The sequence below is a fragment of the Streptomyces marokkonensis genome (genome assembly GCF_008312835.1).
Classification (GTDB): domain Bacteria; phylum Actinomycetota; class Actinomycetes; order Streptomycetales; family Streptomycetaceae; genus Streptomyces; species Streptomyces marokkonensis_A.
Genome location: NZ_VSKS01000016.1, coordinates 158,400 through 176,908, shown reverse-complemented (window position 1 = coordinate 176,908; position 18,509 = coordinate 158,400). Strand labels below are relative to the sequence as shown.

Genomic DNA, 18,509 nt, shown 5'->3' with positions numbered 1-18,509 from the left:
CCCGACCGCACTCGTATCAAGGACGACATGAGCCAGCATCCCTCCGCCGCCCCGGCCCCGACCCCCACGACCGACGCGGCCGTCGCCACCGTCGCCCGGCGCCGCGACTGGTGGCGGGACGCGGTGATCTACCAGGTGTACCCGCGCAGCTTCGCCGACGGCAACGGCGACGGCATGGGCGACCTGGAAGGCATCCGCTCCCGCCTGCCGTACCTGCGCGACCTCGGTGTGGACGCCGTGTGGCTCAGCCCCTTCTACGCCTCGCCGCAGGCCGACGCCGGCTACGACGTCGCCGACTACCGTGCCGTCGACCCGATGTTCGGCACCCTGCTCGACGCGGACGCGCTGATCCGCGACGCCCACGCACTGGGTCTCAGGATCATCGTCGACCTCGTGCCCAACCACTCCTCCGACCAGCACGAGTGGTTCAAGCGGGCCATCGCCGAGGGCCCCGGCTCGCCGCTGCGGGACCGCTACCACTTCCGTCCCGGCAAGGGCGGGAACGGCGAACTGCCGCCCAACGACTGGGAGTCGATCTTCGGCGGCCCCGCCTGGACCCGGGTCACCGAGCCCGACGGCACGCCCGGCGAGTGGTACCTGCACCTCTTCGCGCCCGAGCAGCCGGACTTCAACTGGGAGCACCCGGCGGTCGGCGACGAGTTCCGCTCCATCCTGCGGTTCTGGCTGGACATGGGCGTGGACGGCTTCCGCATCGACGTCGCCCACGGCATGGTGAAGGCCGAGGGCCTGCCGGACCTTGGATCCCATGAGCAGCTGAAGCTGCTGGGCAACGATGTCATGCCGTTCTTCGACCAGGACGGCGTGCATGACATCTACCGGCAGTGGCGGCTCATCCTCGACGAGTATTCTGGCGAGCGGATTTTCGTGGCCGAGGCGTGGACCCCGACGGTTGAGCGCACCGCCAACTACGTGCGCCCCGACGAACTGCACCAGGCGTTCAACTTCCAGTACCTGGGCACCCACTGGGACGCCGAGGAGCTGCGCACGGTCATCGACCGCACCCTGGAGGCCATGCGCCCGGTCGGCGCCCCGGCCACCTGGGTGCTGTCCAACCACGACGTCACCCGGCACGCCACCCGCTTCGCCAACCCGGCGGGCCTCGGCACCCAGATCCGTCTGGCCGGCGACCGCGAGCTGGGGCTGCGGCGCGCCCGTGCGGCGACGCTGCTGATGCTGGCGCTGCCCGGTTCGGCGTACGTCTACCAGGGCGAGGAGCTCGGTCTGCCGGACGTCGTGGACCTGCCGGACGAGGTGCGCCAGGACCCGGCGTACTTCCGGGGCGCGGGCCAGGACGGTTTCCGCGACGGCTGCCGGGTGCCGATCCCGTGGACCCGCGAGGGCTCGTCGTACGGCTTCGGCGACGGCGGCAGCTGGCTGCCGCAGCCGGAGGGCTGGGGCGAGCTGAGCATCGAGGCGCAGACCGGCGACCCCGGCTCGACCCTGGAGCTGTACCGGTCCGCGCTCGCCGTGCGCCGGGAGCGGGCCGACCTGGGCGCGGGCGACGCGGTGGAGTGGCTGCGGGCGCCCGAGGGCGTCCTCGCCTTCCGGCGCGGGGAGTTCGTGTGCGTCGCCAACACCACGGGAGAGTCGGTGACCACCCCGGCGTACGGGCGGGTGCTGATCGCCAGCGGTGAGGTGGAGGAGACGGCCGGCGAGGCGAAGGTCCCGGCGGACACCACCGTCTGGTGGACCGCGGGCTGACGTCCGTCCCGCAACTTTTTTCGTTCAAGTTGGTACGGCCCGCTGCCCTTTCGGGTGGCGGGCCTCTAACATCTGCGTTGCCGCAAGGTTGCTGAAGCTTTCTGCAAGAAACTTCAACCAACTCCGGCGGTATCCCCACACCCTTCGATGAAGAAGGAACCCCACACATGGCACGCAGAACCCTCTCCGCGGCCGTCGCCCTCGCGGCCGCCTCGATTGTCATGGCCCCGACTGGTGCGGAGGCCTCCCCGCCCGGCACCAGGGACGTGACCGCCGTCCTCTTCGAGTGGAACTTCGCCTCCGTCGCCCGCGAGTGCACCAGCACCCTCGGCCCCGCGGGATACGGATACGTCCAGGTCTCCCCGCCCGCCGAGCACATACAGGGCTCGCAGTGGTGGACGTCCTACCAGCCGGTGAGCTACCGGATCGCCGGCCGCCTCGGCGACCGCGCCGCGTTCCGGAACATGGTGAACACCTGCCACGCGGCCGGCGTCAAGGTCGTCGCCGACACGGTCATCAACCACATGTCCGCGGGCAACGGCACCGGCACCGGCGGATCGTCGTACACGAAGTACGACTACCCCGGCCTGTACTCCTCGTACGACTTCGACAACTGCACCGCGCAGATCACCGACTACCGCGACCGCGGGAACGTCCAGAACTGTGAACTGGTCGGCCTCGCCGACCTCGACACCGGCGAGGAGTACGTCCGCAAGGCGATCGCCGGGTACATGAACGACCTGCTCTCCCTGGGGGTGGACGGCTTCCGCATCGACGCGGCCAAGCACATGCCGGCCGCCGACCTGGCCAACATCAAGTCCCGCCTGAGCAACCCCTCCGCGTACTGGAAGCAGGAGGTCATCTTCGGCGCCGGCGAGGCCGTCCAGCCCACCGAGTACACCGGGAACGGCGACGTCCAGGAGTTCCGCTACGCCTACGACCTCAAGCGGGTCTTCACCAACGAGAACCTCGCCTACCTGAAGAACTACGGCGAGGGCTGGGGCTACATGAACAGCTCCGTCTCCGGCGTCTTCGTCGACAACCACGACACCGAGCGCAACGGCAGCACGCTGTCCTACAAGGACAACGCCACCTACACGCTGGCCAACGTGTTCATGCTGGCCTGGCCCTACGGCGCCCCGGACATCAACTCCGGGTACGAGTTCACCGACCACGACGCGGGCCCGCCGAACGGCGGTCAGGTCGGCGCCTGCTGGCAGAGCGGCTGGAAGTGCCAGCACGCCTGGCCGGAGATCAAGTCCATGGTCGGCTTCCGCAACGCGACCCGGGGCCAGGCCGTCACCAACTGGTGGGACAACGGCGGCGACGCGATCGCCTTCGGCCGGGGCAGCAAGGGCTTCGTGGCCATCAACCACGAGTCCGGCCCGCTGACCCGCACCTACCAGACCTCCCTCCCGGCGGGCACGTACTGCAACGTGCAGAACAACACGCCGGTGACGGTCAACGGTTCGGGCCAGCTGACCGCCACGCTGGGCGGCAACACGGCCCTCGCGGTGTACGCGGGCAAGTCGGGCTGCTGAACGCGCGCGTGCCGCGCCGCCGTTCACGGGGCGGCGGCGCGGCACGCGTCACGGATGCAATTCCTTACCGTTACTTTCACAACCCTTGCTGTAAAGCTTTCAACGGCGATAGCGTCACGCCCGGAGCCCGGTGGCGTGGCCGGAACAAGCCGTCGCCGTGGCGTGGGGTCGGACCCAATGAGCCGTAAGCGCAAGGAGTTCACGCCTTGATACCCAGATGGCCCGCGCCCCCGGGGCGCCGCACCGCACGGGGCCGGCGCGTCGCCGCCGTCACCGTGGCCGCGCTCGCCGCAGCGCTCGTGCAGCCGCTCGCCGCCCGCGCCGACACTCCACCCGCGCCTCCCTCGGACGCGAAGCTCGCCAAGGCGCCGGCGCGGCACGACCTGACCCGCGAGCAGTTCTACTTCGTCCTGCCGGACCGTTTCGCCAACGGCGACACCAGGAACGACCGCGGCGGACTGACCGGTTCGCGCCTGTCCACCGGGTACGACCCCACCGACAAGGGGTTCTACCAGGGCGGCGACCTCAAGGGCCTGACGAAGAGGCTCGACTACATCAAGGGGCTCGGCACCACCGCCATCTGGATGGCGCCCATCTTCAAGAACCAGCCCGTGCAGGGCACGGGCAAGGACGCCTCGGCCGGCTACCACGGCTACTGGATCACCGACTTCACACAGGTCGACCCGCACTTCGGCACCAACCAGGACCTCGAGAACCTGATCGACAAGGCCCACGCCAAGGGCATGAAGGTCTTCTTCGACGTCATCACCAACCACACCGCCGACGTCGTGGACTACGAGGAGAAGTCCTACGGCTACCTCTCCAAGGGCGCATTCCCGTACCTGACCGAGGACGGCGTGCCCTTCGACGACGCCGACTACGCCGACGGCTCGCGCCCGTTCCCGCGCGTGGACACCGGCTCCTTCCCTCGCACCCCGGTGGTGCCCGCCGCGAAGAAGCGGGTCAAGGTCCCGTCCTGGCTCAACGACCCGGAGATGTACCACAACCGGGGCGACTCCACGTTCGCCGGCGAGTCCGCCGAGTACGGCGACTTCTCCGGCCTCGACGACCTGTGGACCGAGCGTCCCGAGGTCGTCAGCGGCATGGAGAAGATCTACCAGCGGTGGGTGAGGGACTTCGACATCGACGGCTTCCGGATCGACACCGTGAAGCACGTCAACATGGAGTTCTGGACCCAGTGGGCCACCGCCCTGGACTCCTACGCGGCCAAGAGGGGCCGGGACGACTTCTTCATGTTCGGCGAGGTCTACTCCGCCGACACGGACATCACCGCCCCGTACGTCACCGAGGGCCGCCTCGACGCCACGCTCGACTTCCCCTTCCAGGAAGCGGCCCGTAGTTACGCCTCCCAGGGCGGCAGCGCACAAAAGCTGGCCTCGGTCTTCGGCGCCGACCACAAGTACACGACCGACCGGGCCAACGCCTACGAGCAGGTCACCTTCCTCGGCAACCACGACATGGGCCGCATCGGCACGTTCCTGAAGCAGGACAACCCGAAGGCGTCCGACGCCGAGCTGCTGAAGAAGGACATGCTCGCCAACGAGCTGATGTTCCTCAGCCGCGGCAACCCCGTCGTCTACTACGGCGACGAACAGGGCTTCACCGGCGCCGGCGGCGACAAGGACGCCCGCCAGACCCTGTTCGCGTCCCGCACGGCCGACTACCTCGACGACGACCTGATCGGCTCCGACCGCACCCACGCCGAGGACACCTACGACACGCGAGCACCGCTCTACCGGCAGATCAGTGCTCTCGCCGAGCTCCGCAGGGCCCACCCGGCCCTCACCGACGGCATCCAGCAGGAGCGGTACGCGACCGACGGCGCGGGCGTCTACGCCTTCTCCCGCACCGCCACCGGCAAGGACACCACCGAGTACGTGGTCGCCTTCAACAACGCCGGCGAGGCCAAGGAGGCCACCTTCGCGACCGGCTCCGCCCGGATGACGTTCAAGGGCCTCTACGGCACCGACGCCACCGTCACCAGCGACGCCGACAAGAAGATCACCGTCACCGTCCCGGCCGGCTCGGCGATCGTCCTCAAGGCCGCCGGCCCGCTCGCGAAGCCCGCTGCCAAGCCCACGATCACGCTGAAGGCCCCCGACGCCGGCGCCACCGGCACGGTCGAGCTCACCGCCGACGCCGACGGCGGACAGCTCAACCGGGTCGTCTTCGCCGCCCAGACCGGGAACGGCCCGTGGCGCACCCTCGGCTCCGCCGACCACGCCCCCCACAAGGTCACCCACACCATCGGCGAGGACGTCCCCGCCGGAACCGCCCTGCGCTACAAGGCCGTCGTGATCGACTCGGCCGGCCGCACCGCGAGCGCCCAGGCCGCCTCCACCACCGGCACCCCGCCCGTCGAGGAGCCGCCGACCGCGTCCTCCCGCGACTACGCGGTCGTCCACTACAAGCGCGCCGACGGGAACTACGACGACTGGGGCCTGTACGCCTGGGGCGACCTGGCGGACGGCGAGGCCACCGAGTGGCCGGACAGCCACCCCTTCACCGGCCGCGACGCCTACGGCGCCTTCGCGTACGTCAAGCTCAAGCCGGGCGCGTCCGACCTCGGCTTCCTCGTCATCGACAAGGAAGGCAACAAGGACGTCTCCGCCGACCGCACGATCGACCTCACCAGGACGGGCGAGATCTGGATCGAGCAGGGCGAGGAGACCGTCACCACCGAACGGCCCGAGTACCCGGCGCAGGACAGGACCAAGGCGGTGCTCCACTACCACCGCGCCGACGGGAACTACGACGGCTGGGGTCTGCACGTGTGGACCGGCGCCGCGAACCCCACCGAGTGGTCGAACCCCCTGGAGCCGGTGAAGACTGATGCCTATGGCGCTGTCTTCGAGGTGCCGCTCACCGAGGGTGCCACCAGCCTCAGCTACATCATCCACAAGGGCGACGAGAAGGACCTCCCGTCCGACCAGTCGCTCGACCTCAAGGCCGACGGGCACGAGGTGTGGCTGTTGAACGGCCAGGAGAAGTACCTGCTGCCGCAGCCCGCCGGCTCCGCGGCCGCCCTCGACCTGGCCACCTCCAAGGCGGTCTGGATCGACCGCGACACCGTCGTGTGGAACGGCTCCAAGGCCGCCGCCTCCACCCAGCTCCTCGCCTCCCCGACCGGCTCGGTCACGGTGCGGGACGGGACGCTGAAGAGTGACGACGCGCGCTGGCTGCGGCTGACGGGGAGCAGCCTCACCGACGCCCAGAAGGCGGCGTTCCCGCACCTGAGGGACGGCACCGCCTGGACCGTCGACCCGCGTGACCGGGACCGGGTGCGCGAGGCCCTGCGCGGCCAGGTCGTGGCCTCCCAGCGCGCGGCCAACGGCGCCGTGCTCGCGGCGACCGGCGTGCAGATCGCCGGCGTCCTGGACGACCTCTACGCCGGCCGCGCCACGAAGGCGCAGCTCGGCCCGGTGTTCCGCCACGGGCGGCCCACCCTCTCCGTGTGGGCGCCGACCGCGCGGAACGTCGCGCTGGAGATCGGCGACCGCACCGTCCGGATGCGCCGCGACGGCGACACCGGCGTCTGGTCCGTCACCGGCCCCCGCTCCTGGAAGGGCAAGCCCTACCGGTACGCGGTGAAGGTGTGGGCCCCCACCGCCGGCGAGATCGTCACCAACAAGGTCACCGATCCGTACTCAGTGGCCCTGACCACGGACTCCGAGCGCAGCCTCGTCGTCGACCTCCGCGACCGGAGCCTCGCCCCCGAGGGCTGGTCGTCCCTCGACAAGCCGAAGGCGGTGCCGCTCAAGGACGCGCAGATCCAGGAACTGCACATCCGGGACTTCTCCGTGGCGGACCGCACCGCGGACCACCCGGGCACCTACCTGGCGTTCACCGACAAGGACAGCGACGGCGGCAAGCACCTGCGCGAGCTGGCGCGGGCCGGCACCTCGTACGTGCACCTGCTGCCCGCGTTCGACATCGCCACCATCCCCGAGAGGAAGTCCGACCAGGCGACCGTCGACTGCGACCTCGCCGCCCACCCGGCCGACTCCGGCAAGCAGCAGGAGTGCGTGGCGAAGGCCGCCGCCAAGGACGCCTACAACTGGGGCTACGACCCGTACCACTACACCGTCCCCGAGGGCTCCTACTCCACCGACCCGGACGGCACCGCCCGCACGGTCGAGTTCCGCGAGATGGTCAAGGCGCTCAACGAGGACGGCCTGCGGGTGGTCATGGACGTGGTCTACAACCACACCGCCGCGAGCGGCCAGGCGAAGACCTCCGTCCTGGACCGCGTCGTGCCCGGCTACTACCAGCGGCTCCTCGCCGACGGCTCGGTCGCCAACAGCACCTGCTGCGCCAACACCGCCAGCGAGAACGCCATGATGGGCAAGCTGGTCGTCGACTCGGTGGTCACCTGGGCCAAGGAGTACAAGGTCGACGGCTTCCGCTTCGACCTCATGGGCCACCACCCCAAGGCCAACATGCTCGCGGTCCGCAAGGCGCTCGACGAGCTGACCGTCGCCAAGGACGGCGTCGACGGCAAGAAGATCATCCTGTACGGCGAGGGCTGGAACTTCGGCGAGATCGCCGACGACGCCCGCTTCGTCCAGGCCACGCAGAAGAACATGGCCGGCACCGGCATCGCCACCTTCTCCGACCGGGCCCGTGACGCCGTGCGCGGCGGCGGACCCTTCGACGAGGACCCCGGCGTGCAGGGCTTCGCCTCCGGTCTCTACACCGACCCCAACTCCTCGGAGAGCAACGGCACCGAGGCCGAGCAGAAGACCCGCCTCCTGCACTACCAGGACCTGATCAAGGTGGGCCTGAGCGGCAACCTCGCCGACTACACCTTCACCGACACCAGCGGCAAGGAGGTCAAGGGCTCCCAGGTCGACTACAACGGCTCGCCCGCCGGATACGCGGCCGCGCCCGGCGACGCCCTCGCCTACGCGGACGCCCACGACAACGAGTCGCTGTTCGACGCGCTCGCCTTCAAGCTGCCGAAGGACACGCCGGCCGCGGACCGGGCACGCATGCAGGTCCTCGCGATGGCGACGGCCACCCTCTCGCAGGGCCCGGCCCTCTCCCAGGCGGGCACCGACCTGCTGCGCTCCAAGTCCCTGGACCGCAACTCCTACGACAGCGGCGACTGGTTCAACGCCATCCACTGGAACTGCGCGGACGGCAACGGCTTCGGCCGGGGCCTGCCGCCGGCCGCCGACAACGAGGACAAGTGGCCCTACGCGAGGCCCCTGCTCGGCGCGGTGCGGGTCGGCTGCCCCCAGATCCAGGGCACCTCGGCCGCGTACCGGGACCTGCTGAAGATCAGGTCGACGGAGAAGGCGTTCTCCCTCGACACCGCCGGACAGGTGCAGTCCCGGCTGTCCTTCCCGCTGTCCGGCACGGACGAGACGCCCGGCGTGATCACCATGAGGCTCGGCGACCTGGTCGTGGTCTTCAACGCCACGCCCGGGCAGCAGGAACAGCGCGTCGCCGCGCTCGCCGGGACCGGCCACCGGCTGCACCCGGTGCAGGCGGCGGGCGGGGACGCGGTCGTGAAGACCTCGTCCTACGCGCGGGACACCGGCACGTTCACCGTTCCCGCCCGCACGGTCGCCGTGTTCACCACGGCCGGCTGACCCCGTAGGGCACTGCGGTTAGTGTGAGCCCTCCTGACCTTGAACAGGAGGGCTCATGCCGCAGATCACCGTCGACTACTCCGAGCGACTCGCGGACGGCTTCGACCGGCCCGCGTTCGCGCGGGAGCTGCACACCGCCGTGGTGGAGATCGCGGCCGCCAAGCCGCCGGCGTGCAAGACGCGGTTCCGGCGGACCGAGGACATCGTGGTCGGCCCCGACACCGACGGTCACGCCCTCGTGCACGTCCACATCGCCCTGCTGGCCGGCCGCACGGACGAGACCAAGGCCCGGCTCACCGAGGCCGTGCTGGAGCTGGTGCGGCAGTACGTCAAGCCGTCCGGCGGGCAGACGCTGCACGCCTCAGCCGAGGTGCGGGACCTGGACGCGTCGTACCGGAAGTTCGAGGGCGAGTAGGCCCGTACGGGCCGGGGTGCGGGCTCAGGGCAGGTCGCGGCGGCCCAGCCAGGCCGGCCGTACCGGCACGCCGTCCTCGTCCACCTCGTCGGGGGCGGACGCCGGTTCCGCCGGTTCGTCCGGCTCGGCGGGAGGCTCGGCCTGAGCGGGCTCCCCGTCCCGCGGTCGCGGAGCGGGGGGTGCGTCGGAGTCGGCCAGCAGTTCCCCCACGGTGAACCGGCTGGCGAACGTCTGCCACGCCCCCTCGACCACGAGCAGGAAGCCGTCACCGGTCCGCAGCAGCCGGCGGCGCCGGGGGCTCGACGGGTGCTCCGGAACATAACCGCGCGCCTGCCGCTCCAGCTCCGCGAGCGCCTCCTCGCGGGACCCCGCGACATGTGCCAGAACCCGGGCCACCCCGTGCTTGCGCTGCCCGATGCCCTGGGCCGTCTCGACGACCAGAACCCACGTCGGCCGGGAGCTCACCGGCCCGCCAGCGAGAGCAGCCGGACCGCCAGGTCGGTGAACGGGCCGTCGCCCGGCTCCTTCTCGAGCAGGCCGCGCAGCAGCGTGGCCAGCTCCTCGTCGTGCGCCGCGGCGACGGCGGCGAGCGCGGCGAAGTCCTGCACCAGCTGCGTCTCCAGCTCGTCGCGCGGCACCCGCCGCCCGTCCAGCCAGATCAGCGCCGTCGACTCGACGAGCGAGATCCAGGAGCGCACGACCAGTTCCAGCCGCGCCGGTGCCGGGCCCAGCACGCCCATGTGCGACAGCATCTGGTCATACGCGGCCTGCCGTACGGAGTCGACCAGCGCGTTGGTCGTCGACGAGCCGACCGCCGGGCCGCCGCGCATCAGGGCGGCGAAACCGGGGCCGTGCTCCTCGACGAAGTCGAAGAACCGGGCCATCACCCGACGCAGCCGCGACCCCAGCGGGCCCTCGTACGGCTCGACGAACCGGGACGCCAGATCCTCCGAGGCTCGCCTCAACGCCGCCTCGTACAGGCTGAGTTTGCCCGGGAAGTAGTGGTAGACGAGCGGGCGCGAGATGCCCGCCCGCGACGCTATCTCGTCGATGGAGACCTCGTCGGGGGAGCGTCGGCTGAACAGTTCGAGGGCAACGCCGATCAGCTGCTGCCGCCGCTCCTCGACTCCCATTCTGCGACGTGCCCCGGTAGTCATACGAACACCTTACCGATCGATTCCGGCCTCGAACGGTCCAGACCATCCAGCGGTGTTCATCCGGTCATCGCAGCCCGCTGATCGACCGCCCGTTCTCCAGTCTGCCCCCGAGGTCCGCCCGGGCACCCTGCCGCGCGCGGAGGGTCAGCAGACGCCCCCGGGCCGACCCCTCGACCCCGCCCGTCGCCGCGACCGACACCGTGCCGCGGCTGCCGGCCGCCAGCAGGTACCAACTGCCCGCCGCGGACTTCCACAGCACCCCGGCGAGCACCCCCGGCTCCCGCACCCCGCACGCCGGCACGTCCTCGGCCTTCGCCGCCACCGCCCCGAACCGCGCGCCGGGCGTGTGGAACTGCGCCAGCACCCGTGCACCGCCGCCCCGCCAGGTCTCCGCGCGGGTGCACACCCACTCCGCCGTCCCTCCCTCGTCCTTCGGACGGGAGGACCCCCGGCCCGCTTCGCCCGCGCCGGGAAGCGGCTGCTCGGCGAACACCCAGGCGTTCACACTCCGCACCCCCGCCGAGCGCACGGCGCCCAGCGAGCAGGCGTACGGCGCCCAGGTGCGCAGCGCCTTCGCGCCGGAGGCCTCGGTGACCGCGCCGGGCCGCCCGGCGGTCAGGTGGGCCGGGACCAGCTCGCCGAGGTCGGTCACCAGCCGGGTGCCGGTGCCGTCGGTCAGCTCCAGCACGTTCCAGGAGGTGCAGGACCCCTGCCGCGGCGCGGGCCCGGCCAGCGGCGGGGTCACCCCGTCGACGAGGTCCAGGGCCGTCGCGCCGGCACCCGGCTCGAGCAGGTCCCGCTCGCCCGCCTCACGCACCCAGGGAGCCACCAGGTAGCGGACGTTGCCGTCGGCACGGCTCAGCACCACCGCGCTCGACCCGGCCCGCCCGGCACCGTCGGCCCGGGCGAAGTCCAGCGCGGCGCCCCGGTCACCGTCCCCCGGCTCCGCGTACCGGACGACGCGCAGACCGTCGTGGAGGATCACCACCCGCGCGGTGTCGACCGTCCCCGCGTACAGCAGCTGGGGCGGTCCCGCGGGGCCGCCGGTGGGGGTGCCCGGGGTCGCCGACACCTCGACGCCCTTCCCGGGCCGCGCCCAGACGGCGAGGGCGCGGCGCAGCAGCGCCCGGTCGCCGGTGACACCGCCGCGCGCCGGCCACACGGAGAAGTCGGTGCGCGCGGAGGTCTTCCACGCGGCGGGGGGGACCCGGGTCAGCTTCCCCGGGTCCAGCGCGGCCTGCGCGGCCGGGTTGCGCGTGTACGGGGGAGCGGCGGCACCGTCGGGACCCCACCCGTCGCCCGGCAGCCCGAGCAGGGTCCCGCACACCACCAGCGCGGTCCCGCCGACGAGCGCGGCCTTCAGATGCCGGCGGCGGCGCAGCAGGTCCGTCGGCCGGGCCTGGAGCGAACAGGGGTCGAACTCGGGGGAGTCGAGCAGCCGGTACGCGTCGGGGATCCGGTCCGCCTCGGCCAGCGCGGCGTCCACGTCGGTGACGCCCGCGGAGATGAGCACCTCGCGCACGTCCTCGTCCGGGAGCCGCTCGAGGCCGCGCAGCGCGTGGGCGGCGCGAGCCGGTCCGGACAGGGCGGACAGCCGCTGGTCCAGCGCGAGTTCGTCGGCGCCGCCCGGGCGGGGGAACAGCTTCAGCCCCCACACCTGCGGGAGCAGCGGCGGCAACTGCGACCGCCTGGGCCAGGCACCGCGCCCCAGCGGCCGGCCCGCCTGAAGCGCCGTGCGCACCACCTGCAGCCGGACCAGCGCATAGCCGGCGTCCCCGGCACGGCCCTCCGACTGTGCGGGGACGACCGCCGCGGGGGTGCGGCCGCGCGGCAGCGCCCGCTGGACCAGGGAGTGCGCGGTGAGCACGCGCCTGCTCCGGCGGGCGCGGGAGGGCAGCACCAGGTAGGCGAGCCGGACGAGCCGCGGATAGTGCTCGACGAGGGCGGCCTCCGCCTGCTCGACGTCCACGCCCGGACCGGCCGGGGAGGAGGAGCGCGCGGAGGGCGGGACGACATCCTGTGACTGCACGTTCAGCAGAACGAGCGAATCGGTGGATGGTCACCTGGCCCCGGGCGTCACCCGTCGGCGGGCTCGACGAGCAGACGCGCGTAGGCGGCCATCGAGCGCTGATAGCGCGGCAGATGTGGGGCGAGGGCCCCGAGAACCAGCGACAGTCCCTCACGGTCCCGCCCGAGACTCGACAGGCACAGCGCGAGCGTGGCCCGGACCGCGTCGTCCAACTCGTCGGGTGGCGCGTCGAGTTCGGGTGTCAGCAGCCGCACGCCCTCCTCCGCCCGGCCGGTGTTCCGCAGCGAGCTGGCCAGCTGGATCCTCGCCCGGCGCGCCTTGTAGCCGCTGACGCGGGCCAGCCCGCCGTCCAGCGCCTGCCGGTAGAGCGGTACCGCCCGGTCCGGGCGGCCGGTGGAGTCCCAGGCGCAGGCCTGCTCGAAGGGACCGAGCGGGCTCCCCCCGGGAAGTTCGGCGACGAGCGTGTCGATCGCGGCCCGGAAGGCCGGCGCGTCCTCCTCGGCGTAGTCGTCGAAGCGGGCCCAGGCGGCGGCCACGCGGTCCTCCCAGTCGCTGTTCATCGTGCCACCCTCGCACGCGCGCCCCCGCGGCCGCACCGGGAATTGAGCGCTGCGGGCCTCGGGGCCGTATCGAAGGGCGAGGGCCCCGAGCCGGGGCTCCGTGCGGCGTGTCGCCGTCACGATGCCGCCGTAAAGGACCGGAGGAACACATGAGGGTGACCCGACCGATGCTCGCGCTGACCTGCGCGGTGGCGGCCCTGGCGCTGGCGGGCTGCGGATCCGGCGGCGCCGGCGCGGACGAGGTGCCGCCCACCGCCACCGGCAGTCTGGAGCACCTGGCCGCCGAGGCGAAGTGCGAGCCGAACATGCAGACCGACGCCGACACCATCCGCCAGGCCCTGTGCAAGAAGGGCGGCGAGAAGTACGTCCTCGCCACCTTCGCCACCGACCGCGGCCAGCGCGAGTGGCTCAACACCGCCAAGGACTACGGTGGTTACTACCTCGTCGGCCGCAAGTGGGTCGCCGTCGGGGAGGAGAGGACCGTGGCGGCGCTGCGGAGCACGCTCGGCGGCACCATGGAGGAGGGGTCCGAGCACATGAACCCCGGTGGCAGTCACAACCAGGGCGGCCACCACGGCTGACCCGGCCCCGCGGACGGACGAAGGGGCCGGCGGTGGGATCTCCCACCGCCGGCCCCTTCCGCTGCGGGACTACTGGCAGTCCTGGCCGCTGTTGATGCAGTCGACCATCTCGTTCATCAGGTCCTCGTCGAAGAAGTTGATGAAGTCGTTGTGGTCGGTGATCGGCTTGTGCAGCTGCTCCGGGAAGGTGTCCACCGCGAACGGGTTCACGAGCTGCCCGTTGTCGATCTGCGGGGCCGGGATGTCGTAGACCAGGCGGACCTGGAGCTGCGGGATGGCCTGGAAGCCGTTCGAGCAGGTGCCGTCCGCCTCGACGAAGTCGACGTGCGTGCGGTGGTTGGCGCTGTCGATGTTCTGGCCGTCCCAGCAGCTCTGGAAGGCGGTCGTCCGGACCACGCTGCTGCCCTCCGGGCAGACCGGGTACTTGTCCGTCACCTGCCGGTCCTCGAAGCCGGTGCAGCTCCAGGCGGTGTTGGCGTTGTTCAGGCCGTTGGTGAAGGCCTTGGCGTCACCGGTGATGATGCGCAGGGCCCTCGGCATCGCGACGACGTCGCTCGTGCGGTTGCCGACGAACTTCAGTTCCACCTCGTCGGGCGCGACGATCCTGCCGACGTTGCCGTCCTGACCGCCACCGGGCTGACCCTGGTCGATGTCCTGCGTACCGTCCTGGATCCGCAGGACCGGCCAGAAGTACGACGACCGGTCGCCCTGGTTCTGGCACGTCGTGTCGCCGTTCGCCAGGTCCTCGTCGCTCGCGAAGGCGGTGTTGGCCTGGTTGCCGACGTAGTCGTGCTGGTGCTGGGCGCCGTTGCTGACACCGGGAGCGACGATCACGTTGTCCGAGTTGCGCAGACTGTTCTCGTTGGTGCCGCACTCGGTGGTGAAGGTGCCCGTCGAGCCGCCGCCGCCGTTGGCCGCCAGACCGTTGGGCAGGTTGCGGGAGTTCGGCTGGACGTCCTCGATGTTGACGAAGTCGTCCGCCACGGGGCCGTTGCCGGCCTGACCGCCGTTGCCCTGGCCCTGACCGTTGTCCTGACCGCCGTCGTTCTGGCCGCCGCCACCCTGGTCCTGGCCGCCGTTGTCCTGGCCGCCGTCACCCTGGTCCTGGCCGCCGCCGTCGTCGGGCTCCGGCTGTTCGACGGGAACGCCCTGGCACGGGGCGAACCGGCCGAGGTCGCGCGGCGCCTTGCCGCCCGCCCGGTTGATGTTGATGCCGATCCGGTCCAGGGTGGCGACCCGCTTGGACTTCAGCGGTCCGAGGATGGCGTTGTCGACGTAGCGTTCGTCACCCGCCTGGGCCTGGCGCGTCTCCGCGAGACGCGTGTAGGCGTCCGTGATCTGCCGGTCCAGCAGCGCCAGTTCCTTCGCGACGCCCCTGCGGGCGTCGCGCGGCACCCTCGTCAGCTTCTGGCCGACGTCCGGGCAGTTGATCGTGGCGATCCGCGCGCCCCCCGACCGGGTCCGGTTGTCGCCTCCGTTCTCCTCGTGTGCCGAGGCGTAGAAGTTCGCCCAGACCAGCCCGCCCCCACCGAGCGCCAGGGCCGCCGCCCCGGCAATCACCTTGGTGGCCAGCGGCGTACGACGTTTTCTTGTGTTGCGTCCCATGGAACTCCTCTTGACCTTCCTTACGGGGGCATCCCATTGCGGGGCTTCGAGCGGCCCGACAGGAGTGAAGCGGCTCCCTTGAGTACGGGAGCCGCCCCACGGGTGTTCACCCGTCCCGGGAATCGGTGAGAAGTCATTACGGCCACAGGGGTTTCAACAGGCCCTGCGGCACCAGGAGTTGCGGATCACCCACCCGGGGTGAAGGGGCGTGTCCGGTTTCACCGGCCGTGGTCGAGATACGCGAGAACGGCCAGCACGCGCCGGTTGTCGTCGTCCGAGACCTCGAGCCCCAGTTTGGCGAAGATGTTCGCGGTGTGCTTGGCGATCGCCCGTTCCGTCACCACCAGCCGGGCCGCGATCGCCGCGTTGGTCCGCCCCTGCGCCATCAGCTCCAGCACCTCCAGCTCCCGGGGCGTCAGCCGGGCCGGCAGCCGGTCGTCGCCCGACTGCCGCGCCAGCAGCTGCTGGATCACCTGGGGATCCATCGCCGTACCGCCCGCCGCGACCCGGCGCACGGCGTCCACGAACTGCTCCGCGTCGAACACCCGGTCCTTCAGCAGATAGCCCACCCCGCCGCTGCCGTCGGCCAGCAACTCCCGCGCGTACAGCTGCTCCACGTGCTGCGAGAGCACCAGCACCGGCAGACCCGGGCGCTCGCGGCGGGCGGCCAGCGCGCACTGCAGCCCCTCGTCGGTGTGCGTCGGCGGCAGGCGCACGTCGACCACGGCGACGTCGGGTTCCTGCTCGGCGAGCGCCCGGGCCAGCTCGGGTCCGGACTCCACGGCCGCCGCGATCTCGAAGTCGTGCGCCTCGAGCAGCCGGACGAGGCCGTCGCGCAGCAGGAAGAGGTCTTCGGCTAGGACAACGCGCAAGGGATCTCCATGGTGACCATGGTGGGGCCGCCCGCGGGACTGCTGACGGCCAGGACGCCGTCGAATGTACCCAGCCGCCGCTCCACCCCGGTCAGTCCCGAGCCGGCCCCGATGACCGCGCCGCCCTTGCCGTTGTCGGTGACCGTCACCCGCAGATGGCCCCCGGCGTGGTGCAGGTCGGCCCAGATCCGGTCCGCGCCGGAGTGCTTGACCGAGTTGGTGAGGACCTCGCTCACCGCGAAGTACGCGGCCGACTCCACGGGCGCCTCCGCCCGCCCCGGCAGCTCCACGTTCACCTCGGTGGCCACCGGCAGCCGCAGCGCCAGCGCCCGCACGGCGTCTCCCAGACCGCGCTCGGCCAGCACCGGCGGGTGGATGCCCCGCACCAGCTCCCGCAGTTCGGTCAGCGCCTCGGCGGAGGACCGCCGGGCGTGCGCCAGCAGTTCACGCGCCTTCGCCGGGTCCTTCTCGATCAGGGTCTCGATCGTCCCCAGGTCCATGCCCACGGCGACCAGCCGCGCCTGCGCCCCGTCGTGCAGGTCCCGCTCGATGCGCCGCAGTTCGGCGGCGGAGGTGTCCACGGCGTCCCGCCGGGTCTCGGTCAGCACCCGCACCCGCTCGGCCAGTTCGGTCCGGTGGGAGCCGAGGACGGCCCGGGTGAGACGGAAGTGGACCTGGAACGCCGGCACGGCGTAGCGGTGGGCGAGGACGAGAAGGACGGCGCCCAGCGCTCCGGCGCCCAGTGCGGACGTCTGGTCGCTGACCGGCACGAAGCCGTACCAGTACGGCCCGTACTCGACGTACGGGCCCCCGGTCATGGTCCGCCACATCCCGGCAGCCAGCGCGAAGCCCTCCAGGGGGTAGAGCACCAGCACCGCCGGGAGCAGCGCCGTCACGAAGCCCGCCGTCATGTCCACCGGCAGCCACCGCAGGTCCCGCAGGACCGCCGGGTCCCGCAGCATGGCGAAGGTGCGCGTCCAGGGGTTGGCGCCCCCGGGGACCGGCCGGTAGGCCGGGGGGATGCGCACCCCGCCCCATTCGGCCGACAGCACCCTGCGCCAGTCCGCGAAGGCGCGCACACCGGTCAGCACCCAGGGCGTGGTGACGAGCCCGACCCCGAGGGGGATGAGGGCGATCGACACGGCGGACAGGACGAAGCAGAGCACGGCCAGCGGCAGTGAGACGACCGCGAGGACGAGCCCCCGTCCGGCGGCACGCACCATGCCCCGTGCCCTGGAGGCGGTGCCGTCGCTCTTCGTTTCGGTGTTCATGGACGTCAGTCTGGCCGAGCGGCCCGGTGCGGTCACTGGGCCGAACCCCCCGGCCGGGTGGTGGTGCTGCCTACACCCCCGGGCCCGCCAGCACCTTCGCCTCCACCTCCGGATCGAGCCCCTTGGCCGTCCGGTCCGGGCGCTGCGGCGCGGTGCCGCCGAGGTCCTGGAGCCAGCGCCAGGTGTCGGCCACGGTCTCGGCGACCGGGCGGCAGCGCAGTCCCGTCGCGACCGCCCGGGAGACGTCCGCCGAGTGCAGCGCGTCGTGCAGGTCCGTGCCCGGCGGCACCCACACCGGCAGGTGCGTCCACGGTTCGATGCCCGCGTCGAGGATCACCTCAGGCGCGGTCCACCGCAGTTCGGCCGGGCCGCCGGTCACCCGGACGCAGGCGTCGAGGAGTTCGCCCATCGTGGCGTGGCCCTGGGGGGAGATGAGGTTGCAGGGCCCGCTCAGCCCCCGCTCGGCGGCGCCGAGGATCCACTCCGCGAGGTCGCGGGCGTCCACGTACTGGAGGGGCAGGTCACGCGGGCCCGGGGCGAGGACGGGGCCGCCGCGCGCCATCCGGTTCAGCCACCAGGGCAGCCGGCCCACGTTCTCGTACGGACCGATGAGCAGCCCCGCCCGCACCAGCAGCGACCGGTCCGCGCCGAAGGCGTCCACGGCGGCCAGCTCGCCGCCCCGCTTGTCCCGCGCGTAGTCCGTGAGATCCGCGTCCGCGGAGGCGCCCTCCACCACGGGAGCATCCTCGGAGTACCCGGCGGGCGGCGCCCACGCGTACACCGAGCAGCTCGACACGTACACGTACCGCCCGGCGCGGCCCCGCAGCAGCCGCGCCGCGTCCCGCACCGCGCGCGGGGCGCCCGACCAGGTGTCGACGACGACGTCCCACTCCCCGGGGTCCTCGTCGAGCGCGGCCAGACCGTCGAGCGCGGTGCGGTCGCCCAGCAGTGTCCGCACGCCCGGCGGGGCCTCGTGCCGTCCCCGGTGGAAGACGGTCACCTCCCAGCCCCGTCCGACGGCCGCCTCGGCGACGGCCCGGCCCACGAACTCCGTACCACCCAGCAACAGAAGTCTCATACCCGCGACTCTGCCCGCCCGTGGGGCGCGTGGGAACGGGAATCTGCTGTCGGCAGACCA

General features: G+C 72.0%; 13 protein-coding genes. 5 read left to right on the top strand and 8 right to left on the bottom strand.

Annotated features, from left to right (window positions below; translation table 11 throughout):
• The first annotated feature begins 27 nt into the window (after positions 1 to 27).
• The 4 genes from F1615_RS25425 to F1615_RS25410 all read left to right on the top strand — a co-directional run bounded on the left by F1615_RS25425 (position 28) and on the right by F1615_RS25410 (position 9,296).
• On the top strand, positions 28 to 1,722 hold the full coding sequence (locus F1615_RS25425) for a glycoside hydrolase family 13 protein (protein WP_149551402.1): 1,695 nt from the start codon (positions 28 to 30) through the stop codon (positions 1,720 to 1,722).
• 167 nt (positions 1,723 to 1,889) lie between these two features.
• Positions 1,890 to 3,263 carry an alpha-amylase gene (locus tag F1615_RS25420; protein ID WP_149551401.1) on the top strand — a complete coding sequence of 458 codons (1,374 nt, stop codon included), beginning with the start codon at positions 1,890 to 1,892 and terminating at the stop codon, positions 3,261 to 3,263.
• A 206-nt stretch (positions 3,264 to 3,469) separates the two neighbouring features.
• Positions 3,470 to 8,881, top strand: coding sequence for a pullulanase-type alpha-1,6-glucosidase (gene pulA, locus F1615_RS25415; RefSeq protein ID WP_149551400.1), 5,412 nt, complete (start codon positions 3,470 to 3,472; stop codon positions 8,879 to 8,881).
• Positions 8,882 to 8,936: 55 nt separating this feature from the next.
• Positions 8,937 to 9,296, top strand: coding sequence for a 5-carboxymethyl-2-hydroxymuconate Delta-isomerase (locus F1615_RS25410; RefSeq protein ID WP_149551399.1), 360 nt, complete (start codon positions 8,937 to 8,939; stop codon positions 9,294 to 9,296).
• 24 nt (positions 9,297 to 9,320) lie between these two features.
• Here F1615_RS25410 and F1615_RS25405 read toward each other — a convergent pair whose 3' ends face one another.
• The 4 genes from F1615_RS25405 to F1615_RS25390 form a co-directional block, all read right to left on the bottom strand.
• Positions 9,321 to 9,761, bottom strand: a complete 441-nt coding sequence (locus tag F1615_RS25405) for a hypothetical protein (RefSeq protein WP_149551398.1) — start codon at positions 9,759 to 9,761, stop codon at positions 9,321 to 9,323.
• Positions 9,758 to 10,453 (bottom strand): TetR/AcrR family transcriptional regulator, encoded by a 696-nt coding sequence (locus F1615_RS25400; protein WP_149551397.1) that lies wholly within the window; start codon positions 10,451 to 10,453, stop codon positions 9,758 to 9,760. The genes F1615_RS25405 and F1615_RS25400 overlap by 4 nt, the downstream gene beginning before the upstream one ends.
• Before the next feature lie 64 nt (positions 10,454 to 10,517).
• The gene (locus tag F1615_RS25395; RefSeq protein WP_149551396.1) at positions 10,518 to 12,482 is read right to left on the bottom strand and encodes a hypothetical protein; all 1,965 of its coding nucleotides are present in this window, start codon (positions 12,480 to 12,482) and stop codon (positions 10,518 to 10,520) included.
• 47 nt (positions 12,483 to 12,529) lie between these two features.
• Complete coding sequence (locus tag F1615_RS25390; RefSeq protein ID WP_149551395.1) at positions 12,530 to 13,042, bottom strand: tetratricopeptide repeat protein; 513 nt, start codon at positions 13,040 to 13,042, stop codon at positions 12,530 to 12,532.
• Positions 13,043 to 13,191: 149 nt separating this feature from the next.
• On the opposite strand from F1615_RS25390, the gene F1615_RS25385 reads away from it, so the two are divergent.
• Entirely contained in the window at positions 13,192 to 13,623 is a 432-nt protein-coding gene (locus F1615_RS25385) for a hypothetical protein (protein ID WP_149551394.1), read from the top strand.
• 69 nt (positions 13,624 to 13,692) lie between these two features.
• On the opposite strand, the gene F1615_RS25380 is transcribed toward F1615_RS25385, so the two are convergent.
• The 4 genes from F1615_RS25380 to F1615_RS25365 form a co-directional block, all read right to left on the bottom strand.
• Positions 13,693 to 15,228, bottom strand: coding sequence for a DUF1996 domain-containing protein (locus tag F1615_RS25380; RefSeq protein WP_149551393.1), 1,536 nt, complete (start codon positions 15,226 to 15,228; stop codon positions 13,693 to 13,695).
• 218 nt (positions 15,229 to 15,446) lie between these two features.
• Entirely contained in the window at positions 15,447 to 16,100 is a 654-nt protein-coding gene (locus tag F1615_RS25375; RefSeq protein ID WP_149551392.1) for a LuxR C-terminal-related transcriptional regulator, read from the bottom strand.
• On the bottom strand, positions 16,085 to 17,371 hold the full coding sequence (locus F1615_RS25370; RefSeq protein ID WP_149551391.1) for a sensor histidine kinase: 1,287 nt from the start codon (positions 17,369 to 17,371) through the stop codon (positions 16,085 to 16,087). The genes F1615_RS25375 and F1615_RS25370 overlap by 16 nt, the downstream gene beginning before the upstream one ends.
• A gap of 70 nt (positions 17,372 to 17,441) precedes the next feature.
• The gene (locus F1615_RS25365) at positions 17,442 to 18,449 is read right to left on the bottom strand and encodes an NAD-dependent epimerase/dehydratase family protein (protein ID WP_149551390.1); all 1,008 of its coding nucleotides are present in this window, start codon (positions 18,447 to 18,449) and stop codon (positions 17,442 to 17,444) included.
• Between the last annotated feature and the right edge of the window lie 60 nt (positions 18,450 to 18,509).

What these genes read in the sequence shown, in the direction of transcription:
- F1615_RS25425 (WP_149551402.1), top strand. Translation starts at nt 28, where the DNA reads ATGAGCCAGCATCCCTCCGCCGCCCCGGCCCCGACCCCCACGACCGAC.
- F1615_RS25420 (WP_149551401.1), top strand. Translation starts at nt 1,890, where the DNA reads ATGGCACGCAGAACCCTCTCCGCGGCCGTCGCCCTCGCGGCCGCCTCG.
- F1615_RS25410 (WP_149551399.1), top strand. Translation starts at nt 8,937, where the DNA reads ATGCCGCAGATCACCGTCGACTACTCCGAGCGACTCGCGGACGGCTTC.
- F1615_RS25400 (WP_149551397.1), bottom strand. Translation starts at nt 10,453, where the DNA reads ATGACTACCGGGGCACGTCGCAGAATGGGAGTCGAGGAGCGGCGGCAG.
- F1615_RS25390 (WP_149551395.1), bottom strand. Translation starts at nt 13,042, where the DNA reads ATGAACAGCGACTGGGAGGACCGCGTGGCCGCCGCCTGGGCCCGCTTC.
- F1615_RS25385 (WP_149551394.1), top strand. Translation starts at nt 13,192, where the DNA reads ATGAGGGTGACCCGACCGATGCTCGCGCTGACCTGCGCGGTGGCGGCC.
- F1615_RS25380 (WP_149551393.1), bottom strand. Translation starts at nt 15,228, where the DNA reads ATGGGACGCAACACAAGAAAACGTCGTACGCCGCTGGCCACCAAGGTG.
- F1615_RS25370 (WP_149551391.1), bottom strand. Translation starts at nt 17,371, where the DNA reads ATGAACACCGAAACGAAGAGCGACGGCACCGCCTCCAGGGCACGGGGC.
- F1615_RS25365 (WP_149551390.1), bottom strand. Translation starts at nt 18,449, where the DNA reads ATGAGACTTCTGTTGCTGGGTGGTACGGAGTTCGTGGGCCGGGCCGTC.